We start from the raw sequence: 17,069 nt of genomic DNA on the forward strand, positions 1-17,069 counted from the left end.
CATTACATGGTATATTACCATCGGGTGTGATGGCATTTCTTGTCACACAGAACACTTTCTGTGCAACGAACAGTTAATTGCTTAGCAAGACCTTTGCCTATTTTTTAGGCAGGGGTCTTTTTCTTTTGCTTAAAATAGGGAAAGAATAAGTTAGCAAGCCATTCATTTCTGTTCAACAATTAAAGGAGGCAATAAATTTGGAGGCAATATTTTTAGAATACGCATGGGTACTTGTCGTATTAATTGTACTAGAAGGTTTGTTAGCAGCAGACAACGCCGTCGTAATGGCTGTTATGGTTAAGCATTTACCAAAGGCACAACAACAAAAAGCTTTATTGTATGGTTTGGTGGGGGCATTTGTTTTCCGTTTTGCCGCATTATTCCTTATTACAACGCTCGTTAATTTCTGGCAGATTCAAGCAATAGGTGCCGCTTATCTACTGTTTATGTCTATTAAGCATATTTATGATTCGCGGAAAGCATCTCAAAACTCCGAAGAAATTCAAGAGCCGAAAAAACAATCTGGCTTCTGGATGACGGTTGTAAAAGTAGAACTTGCTGATATCGCATTTGCTGTGGATTCTATTCTTGCGGCGGTTGCCATTGCTGTCACACTTCCACATATCGGTGATTTTGATATTGGCGGTATTAACGCAGGTCAGTTCGCAGTAATGTTCTTAGGTGGTATTATTGGTGTCATCATGATGCGTTTCGCAGCTCGTTGGTTTGTAAAGGTTCTCGACAAATTCCCATCACTTGAAACAGCTGCTTTCCTAATTGTCGGCTGGGTTGGTGTAAAATTAGCTGTATTAACATTAGCACATGAAAAATTGGGTGTGATTCCACACGAATTCCCCCACTCCACTCTTTGGAAAGCTATTTTCTGGATTGTCTTAATTGCTATCGCATTAGGTGGCTACCTAATCGGTGTCAAAAATCAAAAGAAACAAGAACAATAATAATGAAAAATCGCTTCGATTACGATCGGGGCGATTTTTTTATTTTCTTAAAAATATAAAAGAAGTTATTTTCTAATTGAGAACGAATATCAATTATTTTTTGCATGAATTGCTTTAAAAATTAAATTTTTTGTATGTTACTGCCTCTACGCTGTATACTAGTAAAGAAGTCATTTACTGCAAAAGGAGGAAAACTTTTATGTTATCTGAAAAACTACACACAGCTCTTAATGAACAAATGAATTTTGAATTCTACTCTGCGCATGCCTATATGGCAATGGCAGCCTATTGCACAGATCAAGATTATGATGGCTTCGCTAACTTCTTTTTAGTACAAGCAGAAGAAGAACGCTTCCATGCCATGAAATTTTATAATTTCTTAAGTGATATGGGCTACCGCGCAACAATTCAAGGTTTTGAAAGCCCAGGCAATCATTTCGAATCCATTTTAGATGCCTTTAAAACGGCTCTATCACACGAAAAAGAAGTAACACGCCGTATTTACAATTTATCAGACATTGCTTTAGATGAACGTGAGCATGCGACAATGGCCTTCTTAAAATGGTTTATCGACGAGCAAGTAGAAGAAGAATCTACATTTGATACATTAATTCGTAAAATCGAGCGTATCGAAACTGACTCAAACGCAATCTTTATGCTAGATGCAGAATTGGCTACACGTACATTTACACCAGATACAGAAGCATAATATTTCTTATAAAAAATCTGCCATTAAGGCAGATTTTTTTAGGTATCTATCTTGCTTGTGGGATTTTCAAAAGATGCAATAAAAGAGAAACGTTGAAAAATCAACGTTTCTCAGGTTCTTTATGGTTCCCTTACCACTCCATCAAAGGCAGCTTGATAGATTTGATAGATATCTTCACGCTTTAATGGCATTGGACTTCGCGCTAAAATACGCGTTTGTTTTGTAGCATCCTCTGTTAGCTGTTCAAGTGCTGATGCAGGGATATTGAATCCTTGTAATGTTGAGGGAATTTTCACATCTTGAACGAGTTGTTGTAAGGCGTCAACACATTTATAGGAAGCCTCTTCTTGCGATAAATAGGAAGATGATATCCCCATGGCATCTAAAATATCTTTCATTCGTTTTTCACAGCTTTGACGAATATACCCCATGACATATGGTAATAGTACTGCATTGGAATCACCATGAGCTATATGGAACTGACCTCCCAGGGGATAGGCTAAAGCATGGACGCCTGCTACACCGGCATTGAAAAAGGCTAACCCTGCTAAATAGCTGCCATAACTCATATCTGTGCGCGCTTGCTTGTCTTGCCCATTATGGACAGCTGTTCGTATTGACTGGCTAATTAAACGGATAGCTTGTAGTGCAAGTGCATCTGTTACTGCATTCGCATTTACTGATACATAGGCTTCTATCGCATGAGTTAACGCGTCTACCCCAGTCGCAGCCGTTACCTTCGATGGTAAGGAAATCGTTAAGGCAGGATCTACAATCGCTACATCCGCTAATAAATAATCATGTGTCACAACATCCTTGGTCGTATCCAGTGATAGCACAGAAATATTTGTAACCTCTGAGCCTGTCCCAGAAGTGGTAGGAATTAAAATTTTAGGTAACCCCTTATTATCCAATGTTTTCGTTCCTGTTAGGTTTAAATAATCTGCAACTTTTCCATCATGTTTTGCTAATACGGCGGCAAGCTTCGCTAAATCCAGTGCACTGCCCCCACCTACACCAATCACCAAATCAAATGGATGCTTTCTCGTAAAATCAACCAGTTTTTCGCCAATTGCAAGCGGAGGCTCTGGTGAAATATCCGTATAAATGGTCGTTGTATAGCCTTTCTCAATCAAAGGCTTTTCAACATTGTCCGTTAGACCTATTTCTTTTAATAATGGATCTGTCACGATCAAAATATTGTGAGCGTTAAACTTCTTTACCTCTAGCAGAAGCTGACTCAAACAGCCCCAGCCAGTATAGCTAGCAGGCGTAAAGGTTAATTTATGCATGGCTTCTCTACTCCTATCTATTCATAATAGCCTTCCGTTGATTTTCTAAATGATTTAAATTGAATAGGATCATGGCCAAACCATACCTGTGAATTTGTTTCATTTGCTAGTCTTCGAATCCGTTCCACTGTTGAATTATAGCCTACAGAATCGTAGATAATGCCTGGTGGCTTGACAGGAGGCCCAAAGCTTTCTGCCGTATAAATGGCATCTGAGGCTAAAATAATGCCACCTGTGTCAGGCATTTGAATATGCAAACCTAGCATTCCCCAAGCATGACCACTACCAAAATTTAATACTTGTATCCCTTCAGCTAGTTTTACATGATCCTCGCCACGTTTGATTAAGCGCCATTGTAGATTGTTTTTAATCCACATATCAATGTCACCCCAAACATAGGCACCGTCTTTCACGTTTCTAGCATATGTTTGTAATGTGCCATTAAACTCATCTTCCTGTACAATAATTGTGGCATTTGTAAAGAGTTCTAAGCACCCTGCATGGTCGAGATGCAAATGGGAAGCAACAACATATTTGATATCCTCTGGACGAACATTTAATTCTTCTAGACGATGATGTAAATAGCATTCTTCTGGCATATTAATAGGAAATGCTTTTTGCGTAAATTCACCCCATCGCCCTTCTGGACCCATCGAGTTTGGATTGCATGCAGTATCAAATAGAATTTTGCCTTCTGGATGATCAATCAATACTGTATAAACAGGGAATTCAACAAATTCATTTGGCTGGTTTGGATGATCGATGGTTGCGGGATTGTGCATCGCAATCATATAATTTTTATCCATTCGCATCGTACCATTGTCCATCACATACAATTTTGGATGTTGTTTAATCATTTTCATTTTCCCATCTCCATTCGTGATTATTAGTTATTGGTTATTCCAAATTACTAGCTTCATTTCCGTCATTTCTTCTAACGCATATTTAATGCCTTCACGGCCTGTGCCGCTTTCCTTTACACCACCATATGGCATGTGATCTACTCGATAAGTAGGTACATCATTAATGATGACTCCACCAACGTGCAATGCTTTTGTAGCCTGAAAAGCTGTCTGAATAGAAGGAGTGAAGATGCCTGCCTGTAGGCCATAGTGAGAATTATTGATAGCCGCTATCCCTTCATCAATGGTGGATACCGTATTAACGATAACAACAGGTGCAAAAATTTCTTCACAGGATACACGACTCTGTGGCTGAACATTATATAAAACAGTGGGCAATAAAATATGATTGTCAATGTGACCACCTGTAATTACTTGTGCCCCTTCAGCTACTGCCTCTTTAATCCATTGATAAGCACGCTGTTGTTCAGCTTGTGAAATCATCATAGCAAGATCTGTTTGATTATCCATTGGATCACCAATTGTAAGCTGCTCTATTTTTTCCTTCAGCCGAATTAAAAATTCCTCCACCATACTTTCCATGACATAGATACGTTGTAAAGAAATACAGACTTGACCTTGGTTGGAAAAGGCCCCCATCACAATGCGATCCATAATACGCTCTAGCTGTACCCCTTCATCGATAATTACGCCTGCATTGGAACCTAATTCTAAGGTTACTTTCTTCAAGCCTGCACGATTGCGTAGAGAAATCCCTACCGCTGGACTTCCTGTAAACGTTATCATCTTAACATTTGGATGTGCTAAAAATGCATCGCCTACTAATTTACCTTGTCCAGTTACAAGATTAAAGGCACCTGCTGGTAAATTTGTTTGCGCCAATAATTTTGCCAAAAAATGGGCGGATAGCGCTGTTTGTGTGGCAGGTTTCAATACAATCGTATTGCCTGCAGCTAATGCTGGCCCAACTTTGTGTGCTACTAGATTTTGCGGAAAGTTAAATGGTGTAATCGCTGCCACAACACCGATTGGCTCTCTTAATGTATAAGCAAAGCGCCCCTCTCCATTTTTTGATGCATCCATTGGAACCATTTCACCAGTAAGTCGCTTTGCTTCTTCTGCCGCAAATTTATAGGTTTCAACTGTGCGATCAATTTCAGCGTAAGCATACTTTAACGGTTTGGCTGATTCCATTGCAATGATACTTGCTGCTTCATCTCTATTTTCTGCAAAAAGGGTGGATAACTGCTCTAAAATCTCTGCTCGTTGAAAAGCAGTTAATGCAGCCATTTGAGGAGCTGCAGCATGCGCACTTTCAATGGCCTCCTGTACATCTTTTTCAGTGGCCATCGCAAAGTGTGCCAATACCTCTTGTGAATAGGGAGATTGGATCTCCATCCATTCAGCAGTCATCTTCCATTCTCCTTTAATCCATAAGCCCTTTTTCAATCGTAATTCACTCCTTTCTTTTTATGGTTACGTATTCATTTCAGAAAATAAAGAAATGAATACGTAACCATTTTGGTGTAAAAAATAAACTGATGGTCTATCAGTTTATTTTACACGTTGTATTTCTTGGGAAAATCTTAACAGACTCTGTTTGTCTAATGCAAGTACTTTTTTTCTCCATTACCTCAAATAATTTTTCGATAGCAATAAAACCTAAGTTCTCTTCTGATGTTAAACCTACAGTTGTTAAGGCAATAGAGTGATGTTTACTAAGCTCTACATTATCAATACCAATGATATTAAAATCTCTCGGAACCTGAAAACCTCTCTCTAAACAAAGATTCAATATTTCAATGGCAATGGCATCCGTAGCAGCACAAATAGCTGTTGGTCTTTTTTCGAGTTGTAAAAGCTCTGCAAACGCACGTTCAATATCCATTTTATTGGTGTTCGTTAAAAAAGTAGGCACTAATTTTGCATCTAGCCCATAATCCTGTAAAGCTTGTTCAAATCCCAGATAGCGTCCATAGAAGGTACTCATTTGATGTGGACCCCCTATCCAACATAAAGAGTCATGCCCTAATGATAGGACATGCTTGGTCGCAAGGTAACCTGCTTGAACATTATCAATTTCTACAAAATGTCTATTCTCTTTATGCTTACGGTTAAACATAATAAATGGAATAGCTAGTTTTTCTAGTTTATAAAATAAATCATCTTGATACAACATAGAAGACAATATAATTGCGTCTGCTTTCGTTTCTAAAACGGCATTGTAGATTGAATTAAGATTATCCTCTGTGCCAAAATAGACATTAACTTTATAGCCACGTGCATTAACATAATTCACGATGGCTGTAGTTGTATCAACAAAAAAAGGGTTGTGTAAGGGCCCCGAAATCAATGTAATAATACCTGTTTTTTTCTGAACAAGCGATCTTGCTATATCATTTGGCACATAGTTTAGTTCCTCTATCGCCTGCATTACTTTTTCAATTGTTTTTGGCTTTACAAGCTCTGGTGTATTCAATACTCTAGATACAGTTGTTTGTGAGACACCAGCATGCTTCGCCACATCTTTTGAAGATACCAAAAAAACCACCCATTTCATCATTGTGAAGCTATATTATATCATCTATAGAATAATGATTATAGTGATGATTCCTTCTCTACCTTAACGCTTTCGCTCATATGGCTTTGCAGCTTCACTCGCTTTAAAGTTATAAACAGGTTTAATAACTTTGACAATATCTACAGTTTCCCTAATCGCAGAAGTAATTTCTGTCATCGGCTTATAGGCCATTGGTGCCTCATCCAATGTTTCTTCATTGACTGATGTTGTCCAAATCCCCTGCATCGTATCTTTAAAATCGGCCATATTCAAAGCTTTTTTCGCTGCGCGTCGTGAAAACATGCGTCCTGCTCCATGGGGGGCTGAATAATTCCATTCCGCATTGCCTTTCCCTATACAAATCAGAGATCCATCCCGCATATTCATTGGAATAACTAGCTTTTCATCTTTATTTGCACGAACAGCCCCTTTGCGAAGCGTCATCGTTTCTGTATCGATATAGTTATGAATCGTATCAAACGTATCTGTAAAATGCCAATCCATCTGTTTAGCAATGGTTTCTGCAATGGTCCAACGATTCATCCGTGCAAATTGCTGTGCAATCTTCATATCATGGATATAATCATGGAAAGCTTCCCCCTCTAAATATGACAAGTCTTTCGGAACGAACGGTGTTTGTTCTTTATAGGCTTGTATCATGGATTGAATCTCTTGTTGTCGTCCTTGCTGTTTCATTGCCTCTATTTTTTCTGTCAAATCTTCTCGACGTAAATTTTCATAAGCTCTTTTTTGATGCCAATTAGCAACCTTTGCCCCTACATAGCGTGACCCCGTATGGATGAGCAAATAGTGCTGATCATCTTCATCTTTGGCAAGTTCAATAAAATGGTTGCCTCCCCCAAGTGTACCTAATGACAAGTTCGTATAGTCGTCTTTCAAGCCACTTGCTCGAAATTGTTTACCTTCAAACTCTACAAAATGTCGGCTTGGCGATACTTCTTTATGAATATCCTGCCCACTTGGTACATATGTGCGAATGATGGCATCGAGTTGAGCAAAATCAACTGTTGTTACGTCAAGTTGTGCTACAAATACACCACACCCCACATCAATGCCGACAAGATTGGGTACAACACGGTCTTGCAATTGGATGGTCGTGCCAATGACACATCCTTTACCCGCATGATAATCTGGCATAATACGTACTTTAGTGCCTGCCATAAAAGCCTGGTCTGTTAATTCTTGAATCTGATCCACAGCTGTTTGTAATGCTGTTTGCGCAAAGATTTTTGCATTCGTGAAGCGTCCATTTATTTCAATCAAGTGTATCCCTCCTTACTACTTATACGTAAAACTGGAATGATTTGTTTCATATCATAAAGAAAACGTTCTAAAAGCATGCTACTTTTAGAACGTTTGGTGAAAACCTAATCTTCATATTGTACAACTAATTTTTTAGGTATTTCGGGTATATCATTTGATTTTACATCTTCTTCCCTTAAGTCAAGCATTTGCAGGGGATATTTTTCTCGCACCTCAAAAGGTATTGCAATACTTTCCATTTTATTATTCATTTGACTTCTTGCGAGTAAGCCATTGTTTGATAAATCAATGGCTAAAATAGCCTGCACAGTTTCCTCAAGCATGGCAATATCCTTCGATTTCAACGGCATTTGCTCATTCATTAAAAATGGTTGAAGATGCTCTTTTATATAACCCTGTGCTTCGATTAAGCAAGAAAATTCATTTAATTTTTCAGCATAGCGCTTTAACTGACGCTTATCTTTTGCACGCTGTTGATTTAGTTTCTGTACTTTTTGTTCGATACGGCTCATGCGTACTTTCACTAAATCAATCAAAAAAGGTTGGGTATCTCGAATCGCCTGTAGCATTGAAACCTCTGCTTGTTGTACCTTGGCATATTGGGCGACACAAACCTCTTGCTGCTCATTTAGTTTTTGAACACGCTCTTTGAAAAATTCATTTTGCGTATGTTGGCCAAAGAAAGCTTTCATAAGACCTTTACCATGAATTTTTTTATGTTGTGCATCTAAACGCTCATATTCGCGTAAATACTCACTGTGCATGTTGCGGTATTCACGCAACATTTGTTGATAGTGCACAGCAATTTCGGTAAATTCTTCCACCTTGGAATCGTGTAAATAATCATGTTGTGCTATCGTTTGTAATAGCTGATACAGTGTTTGAACCTGTTTAAACGTGTTCGCTACCTGTTCATATTCTTGCTCATATTCTTTGACAATTGCTAAGTCACGTTGATAGCGAGAATATTCATATTGGGTATCGCCTGCATATTTTTCAATATTCTCTACAGCAGATTGAAATGGATCTCGTTGTGGAATTACAGTTAATTCGAAGCGGAATCGTTCAAGCCATTGTAAGAAGCGAATTAGGATGGCATATGTTTTTTTATCACTATTTTCAGCCACACGATGAATGTGAGCAATTAATTGATCATACTGACTTTTTTGCCAAAGCTCATGACTGTCTGTTTGTTTGGCTACTAGTGCATTAATTGCTGAAATCCCTATAAAATCACTCATCAAATGACCAATACGTTGTTGTTCAGAGTCCATAAATGCTGTGGCATGTTCCTCATCATCGATGCCGTTGATGACACATAAAGGTTCAACACCTTTATTCTTTAACGTTTCAATCAAGAGAAGTTCAGCATCCATTGCCATTGAACCAGCGCGTAACACCCAGAAAATTTCATCAACACGGTTCATAAGCGCCTCTGAAAAATAAGCCATTTCTCCTCCGCCTGCTTCTAATGACACAGAATCAATTATTGTCACGGATTTTAATAAATCATTTTTCAAATAGACTTCTAGGTAATCTAAGTGTTCACGTAAAATCTGGGAAGCAAACGTATCGCCAGTTGTTAGTAGCTCTAATTTACTGAGATCAAATACAGCGACAACACCATCTAAAAAATAAGCTTTAATCTCTTCTTGCTCGCCGTAGCGTATAAACGTATTTACACTTGTTGGATGCTGATCATCTACCGATAATATTTCGCGTCCTAGAAGTCCATTCACAAGTGTTGTTTTGCCCACCCGCTCTTTTCCAACTATTAAAATCATCGTCTGGTTATTGGCATCTTGAATGATTCGATTTAAATGTTTTGCTGTATCTTTCACATATGTATTTTGGACGATGATGCCATACAAGTGTCGTAGTTGGTCAACAAATTGCGGCAAAATATTATTCGCTGAGGTTGTATTTTCGATTGGCGTATTGTCAATGTTCGTCATCCTCAAAACCTCTTTTCGTATGTATCTATAAGACCATTATAAATGAAACTATGGCTTTTCTAATACATGGATTGATGAAAAGAGGACAATATACTTATACGTTTATACGACAAATAGGAATTCATCCTTACACCTATTTCCTGTCTGCTTCATATATGATTGCTACACAGACTAAAGGGAATAGTCCCAGCTATGAGTTTAGAAGTATTAGGCTTGGAGATTTCTCTCCAAGGTTGCTGAATAGCTGACCTTTGTCCTATCCCTCCAAACCAGCCATACGTGCATAAACAGCTCCAAGTAATGGCATTCCACCTTGGGCACCTAGTTTCTCTACAGATAAGGAAGCAGCGATATTAGCAAAATATACAGCCTCATCCAACGATTGCCCTTCTACTAAAGCATAGGCTAAAGCACCATTAAAGGTATCACCTGCGCCCGTTGTATCCACGACTGTTGTCATATAACCTGGAACATGAATTGGATAGGAGCCATCGAAATAACGTGCACCATCACTTCCTAGCGTCACGATTAATTTATTAGGATATTTTTCTAAAACTTGTTCCACTGGCTCGTTAAAAATTTCAGCACATTCTGTCTCGTTAGGTGTTAAATAGGTAATATCGTCCATCCACTGCACATCAAAATTGGCTGCTGGAGCAGGGTTTAACAGTATCGGAACACCCGCTTCTTTACATAAATGAATGGCATGGGCTGTCGTCTCTTTAGGGATTTCAAGCTGTATAATTACCAAGTGACTTTTTTGTATCAACTCTTTTGAAGCTTCAAGATGGGATATGCTTAGGTCATAATTAGCTCCAGGTACGACAACAATTCGATTATCGTTATTGTAAATAAGTATATTAGCAATTCCTGTAGGAGCAGTGGTGCTTTTTACAATGGCGTTTGTCTGAATCTGCTCTTGCTGTAAAGCAGCATGTAATGTCTCACCAAAATGATCATTCCCTAAACAGCCAACCATCGCCACCTCACTGCCAAGACGAGCTGCGGCAACTGCTTGATTAGCCCCTTTTCCTCCTGGAACTGTTTGAAACGAGTTACCTAGAATGGTTTCCCCTTGCTTTGGAAAAGCATTCATTTGTACAACTAAATCCATATTTAAACTTCCTATAACTGTAATCATGGAATTCCACCTTTCATCTTTTGAACAAAAAACAACTGAAATGAGTAGTATCATTTCAGTAGCTTAACAATATAAAAATTCGTATAAACTAAAAACCTATCGACTGTTTTAGGGATGCCCTAAATTCTTTCACTTACTGTAAATCGATACGAGCTTCTTTTACTCGTTAAATGAAAACGATCTAGTCACTCAGGCTATCTTCCTGTTATGCGAAGCAATGCTTGAGATGACGCTTTCAAAAACTGGCTGGATTTGTCCTTTAATATACAAATATTATTATAATGATAACATAGTGCCACCTTCGCATTTGATGTTTCCTTTATTATAAATAATTTCATATAGGAAATGCACTACAAACACAAAAAAACTGAAGACAACATAAAACTTGTCTTCAGTCATATCAATTAATAGGCTACTCGCTTCGCCTCATATGCGGCAATGTGGTCCTCATATTTAAAGGTTAAGGCGATTTCATCCCAGCCATTCAGTAACGTTTCTTTATAGTATGGGTCAATTGTAAAATGATAGACTGTACCATCTTCCCCTGTTACGGTTTGCTCTGCAAGATTTACTTCCATACTATAGGGCTTTGCTAAGCCTTTTGCTAAAATAGCATCACATTCCGATTCTGTTAGCTTAATCGGTAAGATACCGTTTTTGAAGCAGTTATTATGGAAAATATCTGCAAAAGAAGGTGCAATCACAACGTTAAAACCGTAATCTAAAATTGCCCATGGTGCATGTTCACGAGAGGAGCCACAGCCGAAATTATCTTGCGCCACTAGAATTTTAGATTCTTTAAATTCAGGTTTATTTAATACAAAGTCAGCTATTTCATTCCCTTGTGCATCGAAACGCCAATGGTAAAATAAAAACTGTCCAAAACCTGTGCGCTCAATACGTTTTAGAAATTCTTTTGAAATAATTTGATCGGTATCAACATTTTTTCGATCAAGTGGTGTGATGACACTATTTACGATATTAATTGGTTCCATTTTTCAATCATCCCTTCCCGAGTAAAGCAAGACTTACACTGTTTCCTTCACAAATTCACGTACATCGACGAAGTGACCTGCAATCGCAGCGGCTGCTGCCATTGGTGGAGACACTAAATGTGTACGAGCTCCAGCGCCCTGACGTCCTTCAAAGTTGCGGTTTGAGGTAGAGGCACAGCGTTCTCCAGCTGGTACGACGTCATCATTCATCGCAAGACACATCGAGCAACCAGACTCTCGCCATTCAAAGCCTGCATCCATAAATATTTTATCTAAACCTTCTGCCTCTGCTTGTTTTTTCGTTGTATGTGAGCCTGGGACAACGATGGCTGTGACCTTGTCATGCACCTTACGCCCTTTGATGACATCAGCAGCTGCACGCAAATCACTAATGCGTGAGTTTGTACAGGAGCCAATGAAGACATGCTGGATGTCAATGGATGTTAATGGCTGGCCTTCCTCTAAGCCCATATAGGCAAGTGCTTTTTGAAGTGCCGCCTTGTCTGATTCATCCTCATAATCTGCTTGTGTTGGAACATGCCCAGAAACACCAGTACCCATCGATGGGTTTGTTCCCCACGTAATGATTGGTTCAATTTCTTCAGCTTTTATAATACGAACCGTATCGTACGTTGCATCTTCGTCTGAAGCAAGACTTAACCAGTAAGCGGCTGCTTCTTCCAATTTTTCTCCCTGCGGTGCATATTTGCGTCCACGAATATAATCGACTGTTGTTTGGTCAGGTGAGATAAGCCCTGCTTTTGCGCCTGCCTCAATTGACATATTACAAATCGTCATGCGTTCTTCCATAGATAGTTTGTGGATAGCCTCTCCAGTGAATTCCACAATATGTCCTGTACCAACACCTATTCCGAACTTGGCAATGATGGCTAGAATAATATCCTTTGCCGCTACCCCAACTGGTAGCTCCCCTTCAACACGAATCTCCATCGTTTTCGGCTTATTTTGCCATAATGTTTGCGTCGATAATACATGCTCCACCTCTGATGTTCCAATACCAAATGCAATGGCCCCGAAGGCACCGTGAGTCGATGTATGAGAATCACCACAAACAATGGTTTTACCAGGCTGTGTTAATCCAAGCTCTGGCCCAATCACATGGACAATCCCTTGGTCAGGGTGACCCATGCCTGCTAACTCAACGCCAAATTCCTCAGCATTTTTAGCTAATGTTTCGATTTGATTGCGCGCAATGGGATCATGGATAGTTGGTAAATTTTTTGTTGGTACGTTATGATCCATTGTCGCAAAGCTTAAATCAGGACGACGCACTTTACGTCCGTTCATGCGTAACCCTTCAAAAGCTTGCGGAGATGTTACTTCATGAATTAAATGAAGATCAATATATAACAGGTCCGGTTTGCCCTCTTCCTGATAAACAACATGTTTATCCCAAATCTTTTCAATTATATTTTTACCCATTGTCTTCACCTATTTCTTTAAATATATGTTGTCATAATACTTTGTGATACAAAGCTAGTATCAATTTCGTTAATTACCTTATCTGTCCATTCATTAGTTGATAAAATACGACTGCCGTCACGAGCAAGATCTGCTGTAAAGTAGCCATCATCAAATACTGCACTTACCGCGCGTTCAATTTCTGCTGCTTCTTCTTTTAAGCCAAATGAATATTGCAGCATCATCGCTACGGATAAAATGGTTGCAGCAGGATTTGCTACACCTTGCCCTGCAATTTCTGGTGCGGAGCCATGTACTGGTTCATATAAGCCAAAATTATCACCACGAATGGATGCGGATGGTAAAACACCTAGAGAACCAGTAATAACAGATGCTTCATCACTTAAAATATCACCAAACATATTTTCAGTAACGACTACATCATAGTGTCCAGGATTTGTAATAAGTTTCATTGCGACAGAGTCTACTAGGTTATGTTCTACGATTACATCTGGATACTCTTTTTTCTTTGCTTCTACAACTTCACGCCATAAGCGACTTGTTTCAAGCACATTCGCCTTGTCAACAGAGCATAATTTGCCACCACGTAAACGTGCTAGTTCAAAGGCATTTTCAACGATACGCTCTACCTCTGCTTTAGAGTAAACCGTTGTATCAATTGCGCCATTTTCAGTACGCATACGTGGTTCCCCGAAGTATACGCCGCCTGTTAGTTCACGTACAATCATTAAATCAACGTTCTCAGCCACTTCACGCTTTAATGGTGAAGCATCTAGTAAACTCGGGAACGCCTTTACTGGACGTAGATTGGCAAATAAATCGAAGTGTTTCCGAATTCGTAGTAACCCTTTCTCTGGGCGCAATTCAGGAGGGTTTTGATCCCACTTTGGACCACCTACAGCTCCTAATAAAATCGCATCACTATTTTCACACATCTCGATTGTTTCATCCGGTAATGGATTATTGTGCTGGTCGATCGCAGCACCACCAATTGTTGCATATCCTAAATGAAATGTATGATTAAATCGTTTACCAATCACCTGTAATACACGTACAGCAGAAGCAACAACCTCTGGCCCAATTCCATCACCGGGAAGTACTGTAATTTTTCTCTCCATCGTCAAAACACCTTTCTTTGTATAGCGTATTCGCTAATTTAGTAAAGACGCTCACCTACCTTTTATCGAGGTGAGCGTAGTCATTACGTCTAAGCGTAATTTTTGGTTAATTGATACAATACGCCATGACATCATTGCATCCGACTTGTGAATGGTACTTCATACAATTCACTACCTCAGAAACCTATACAGGATGTGCGCGAAGGCTTGCTTGAATTAAATGACGGTTAATAGCATTTAAATAAGCTTTTGCCGATGCTTCTAAAACATCTTGAGAGGAATTACGGCCTGTAGTCGAAACCTCATCATAGCGAATATTAATAACCGCTTCACCCAGTGCATCTCGTCCTTTGCCAACCGAAGTCACACGGTAATCAATGACATGTACAGCTCCAGGTACAAGTTGCTCCAGTGTATTAAAAATCGCTTCTACTGAACCAGAGCCAGTAGCTACAACGGTTTTTTCTAGTCCCTCAGGTGTAAGCACAATGGCTGTAGCTGTAGGAATATTTTCAGTACCATATTGCACCTGCACCATTTTCAACTCAAAGAGTGGTACATCTTCTACTTGAACTTGTTGCTCAGTAAGAAGAGTAAGTAAATCTTCCTCTGTAATTTCTTTTTTACGATCAGCTAATTTTTTAAATTCCACAAATGCTTTGTTCAACTTTTCATCAGAAAGATGGAAGCCCATTGTTTCCGCACGATCACGGAAGGCTGCACGACCAGAATGTTTCCCGAGAACTAATGGAATCTCACCTTCGCCGATTAAAGCAGGTGAAATAATTTCATAGGTTTCTGGATTTTTTAAGACACCGTCTTGATGGATGCCCGATTCGTGTGCAAATGCATTTCTTCCTACAATCGCTTTATTTGGCTGAATCACAACATTTGTCAATTTACTGACTAATTGAGACGTACGTTTAATTTCTTGCAACTGAATGCCCGTTTGCACCTGATAAATATCCTTGCGAATATGAAGTGCTACAGCAATTTCCTCGAGTGCCACATTACCTGCGCGTTCGCCGATACCATTGATTGTTCCTTCGACTTGTGCAGCACCATTTTCTATTGCGGCAATCGTGTTAGCTGTTGCCATCCCTAAATCATCATGACAATGGGCAGAGAATTTCACTTTGTCAGCACCTTTGACATTTTCCAGTAGGAACTTAAATAATGCACCATATTCTTGCGGGGATGCATACCCTACAGTGTCTGGAACATTAATCGTTGTTGCACCAGCAGCAACCACTTCGTTCATAATTCGCACTAAAAATTCACGATCAGAGCGGAATGCATCCTCGGCAGACCATTGTACAAGTGGGAAGTACTTTTTAGCGTATTTAACAGCCTCTACCGCTTGCTCCACCACTTGCTCAGGGGATTTTTTTAATTTGTATTCCATATGAATAGGTGATGTGGCTAGAAAAATGTGAATATGTGGCTGTTGTGCTACTTTTATCGCTTCCCATGTAGCATCAATATCCTTTTGGATACAGCGAGCTAGCCCCGTCACAATGGAATTTTTTACTGTACCTGCAATGCGATGGACTGCATCAAAGTCACCGGGTGACGAAGCAGGAAATCCTGCTTCTATAATTGTCACACCAAGGCGCTCTAATTGTTTGGCAATTTCAATCTTCTCGGCTGTGTTTAAGTTGATCCCAGCAGATTGTTCACCATCGCGAAGCGTAGTATCGAAAATATCAATTTTTCGCACTTGTCGCCACTTCTCTCACAACTTTTTCTTTACCTTCGTTGATGAATGGCATCATAGCACGTAGTTTTGCGCCTACTTCTTCGATTTGATGGTTCGCACCAGCTTCTTTGAATTTTGTATATTCTGGACGACCATTTTCATTTTCTTGAATCCAACGACGAGCAAATGTACCATCTTGGATATCTGTTAATACGTCTTTCATACGAGCTTTTACAGACTCATCGATAATGCGTGGTCCTGCAACATAATCTCCCCACTCTGCTGTATCTGAAACTGAGTAGCGCATTGTTGCCATACCGCCCTCAAACATTAGGTCAACAATTAATTTAAGCTCATGTAGTGTTTCAAAGTAGGCTAATTCTGGTTGATAACCAGCTTCTACTAATGTTTCGAATCCTGCTCTTACTAGTTGTGTTGCACCACCACAAAGTACCGCTTGTTCACCGAATAAATCTGTCTCTGTTTCTTCTTTGAATGTTGTTTCAAGAAGCCCACCACGTGCAGCACCGATTCCTTTACCATACGCAAGTGCTAAATCTTTTGCTTGGCCTGTAGCATCTTGGTGAATAGCGAATAGTCCGGGTACCCCAGCACCTTCTTGGAATTGACGACGAACTAGATGTCCTGGTCCTTTTGGTGCTACTAAAAATACGTCAACGTCTGCTGGTGGTGTAATTTGACCGAAATGGATATTGAAGCCGTGTGCAAACATCAATGCTTTACCAGCTTGTAAATGTGGCGCAATTTCCGCTTCATAAACTGCTTTTTGGCGCTCATCTGGTAGTAGAATTTGGATAACATCTGCTTCTTGTGCTGCTTCAGCCACTGTTTTCACGTCAATACCATCTGCTTTTGCCGCATCGAAGGATCCACCTGGACGAACCCCTACTACCACGTCAAAACCTGATTCTTTAAGGTTTAAAGCATGTGCATGACCTTGTGAACCGTAACCGATAATTGCGATTTTCTTTCCTTTTAATACGTCCTCGTTGATATTTTGCTCATAGTACATTGTAGCCATTGTTAATTT

General features: G+C 39.6%; 14 protein-coding genes. 2 read left to right on the top strand and 12 right to left on the bottom strand.

Annotated elements, in window-relative coordinates; translation table 11 throughout:
• Positions 1-197 precede the first annotated feature (197 nt).
• Both LBYS11_RS13515 and LBYS11_RS13520 read left to right on the top strand, forming a co-directional pair.
• Positions 198-959 (top strand): TerC family protein, encoded by a 762-nt coding sequence (locus LBYS11_RS13515; protein WP_016994674.1) that lies wholly within the window; start codon positions 198-200, stop codon positions 957-959.
• Positions 960-1,158: 199 nt separating this feature from the next.
• A complete protein-coding gene (locus LBYS11_RS13520) occupies positions 1,159-1,668 on the top strand; it encodes a ferritin (protein WP_048392396.1) in 510 nt (169 codons plus the stop codon).
• A gap of 119 nt (positions 1,669-1,787) precedes the next feature.
• Here LBYS11_RS13520 and LBYS11_RS13525 read toward each other — a convergent pair whose 3' ends face one another.
• From LBYS11_RS13525 to ilvC, 12 genes are all read right to left on the bottom strand, one after another.
• A complete protein-coding gene (locus LBYS11_RS13525; RefSeq protein ID WP_103118360.1) occupies positions 1,788-2,960 on the bottom strand; it encodes an iron-containing alcohol dehydrogenase in 1,173 nt (390 codons plus the stop codon).
• A 17-nt stretch (positions 2,961-2,977) separates the two neighbouring features.
• On the bottom strand, positions 2,978-3,823 hold the full coding sequence (locus tag LBYS11_RS13530) for an AhlS family quorum-quenching N-acyl homoserine lactonase (protein WP_048392394.1): 846 nt from the start codon (positions 3,821-3,823) through the stop codon (positions 2,978-2,980).
• 27 nt (positions 3,824-3,850) lie between these two features.
• Positions 3,851-5,272 (bottom strand): aldehyde dehydrogenase family protein, encoded by a 1,422-nt coding sequence (locus LBYS11_RS13535; RefSeq protein WP_103118361.1) that lies wholly within the window; start codon positions 5,270-5,272, stop codon positions 3,851-3,853.
• 100 nt (positions 5,273-5,372) lie between these two features.
• Positions 5,373-6,374 carry a LacI family DNA-binding transcriptional regulator gene (locus LBYS11_RS13540; protein WP_231595618.1) on the bottom strand — a complete coding sequence of 334 codons (1,002 nt, stop codon included), beginning with the start codon at positions 6,372-6,374 and terminating at the stop codon, positions 5,373-5,375.
• 72 nt (positions 6,375-6,446) lie between these two features.
• Positions 6,447-7,667: an RtcB family protein gene (locus tag LBYS11_RS13545; RefSeq protein ID WP_054550473.1), complete on the bottom strand. Its 1,221-nt coding sequence runs from the start codon at positions 7,665-7,667 to the stop codon at positions 6,447-6,449.
• A 104-nt stretch (positions 7,668-7,771) separates the two neighbouring features.
• Positions 7,772-9,622, bottom strand: a complete 1,851-nt coding sequence (locus LBYS11_RS13550; protein ID WP_103118362.1) for a dynamin family protein — start codon at positions 9,620-9,622, stop codon at positions 7,772-7,774.
• A 256-nt stretch (positions 9,623-9,878) separates the two neighbouring features.
• Positions 9,879-10,763 (bottom strand): ribokinase, encoded by an 885-nt coding sequence (rbsK, locus tag LBYS11_RS13555; RefSeq protein WP_066037795.1) that lies wholly within the window; start codon positions 10,761-10,763, stop codon positions 9,879-9,881.
• 404 nt (positions 10,764-11,167) lie between these two features.
• Entirely contained in the window at positions 11,168-11,758 is a 591-nt protein-coding gene (leuD, locus tag LBYS11_RS13560; protein ID WP_048392388.1) for a 3-isopropylmalate dehydratase small subunit, read from the bottom strand.
• A gap of 33 nt (positions 11,759-11,791) precedes the next feature.
• Positions 11,792-13,201 (bottom strand): 3-isopropylmalate dehydratase large subunit, encoded by a 1,410-nt coding sequence (gene leuC / locus LBYS11_RS13565; RefSeq protein ID WP_048392387.1) that lies wholly within the window; start codon positions 13,199-13,201, stop codon positions 11,792-11,794.
• A 17-nt stretch (positions 13,202-13,218) separates the two neighbouring features.
• Positions 13,219-14,319, bottom strand: a complete 1,101-nt coding sequence (gene leuB / locus LBYS11_RS13570; RefSeq protein ID WP_004231422.1) for a 3-isopropylmalate dehydrogenase — start codon at positions 14,317-14,319, stop codon at positions 13,219-13,221.
• Positions 14,320-14,503: 184 nt separating this feature from the next.
• Positions 14,504-16,039 carry a 2-isopropylmalate synthase gene (locus tag LBYS11_RS13575; protein WP_048392386.1) on the bottom strand — a complete coding sequence of 512 codons (1,536 nt, stop codon included), beginning with the start codon at positions 16,037-16,039 and terminating at the stop codon, positions 14,504-14,506.
• Positions 16,026-17,060 (bottom strand): ketol-acid reductoisomerase, encoded by a 1,035-nt coding sequence (gene ilvC, locus LBYS11_RS13580; protein WP_016991908.1) that lies wholly within the window; start codon positions 17,058-17,060, stop codon positions 16,026-16,028. Before ilvC ends, LBYS11_RS13575 begins: the two co-directional genes overlap by 14 nt.
• Positions 17,061-17,069: the final 9 nt, after the last annotated feature.

This window comes from Lysinibacillus sp. YS11, assembly GCF_002896375.1.
Taxonomy (GTDB): Bacteria; Bacillota; Bacilli; order Bacillales_A; family Planococcaceae; genus Lysinibacillus; species Lysinibacillus capsici.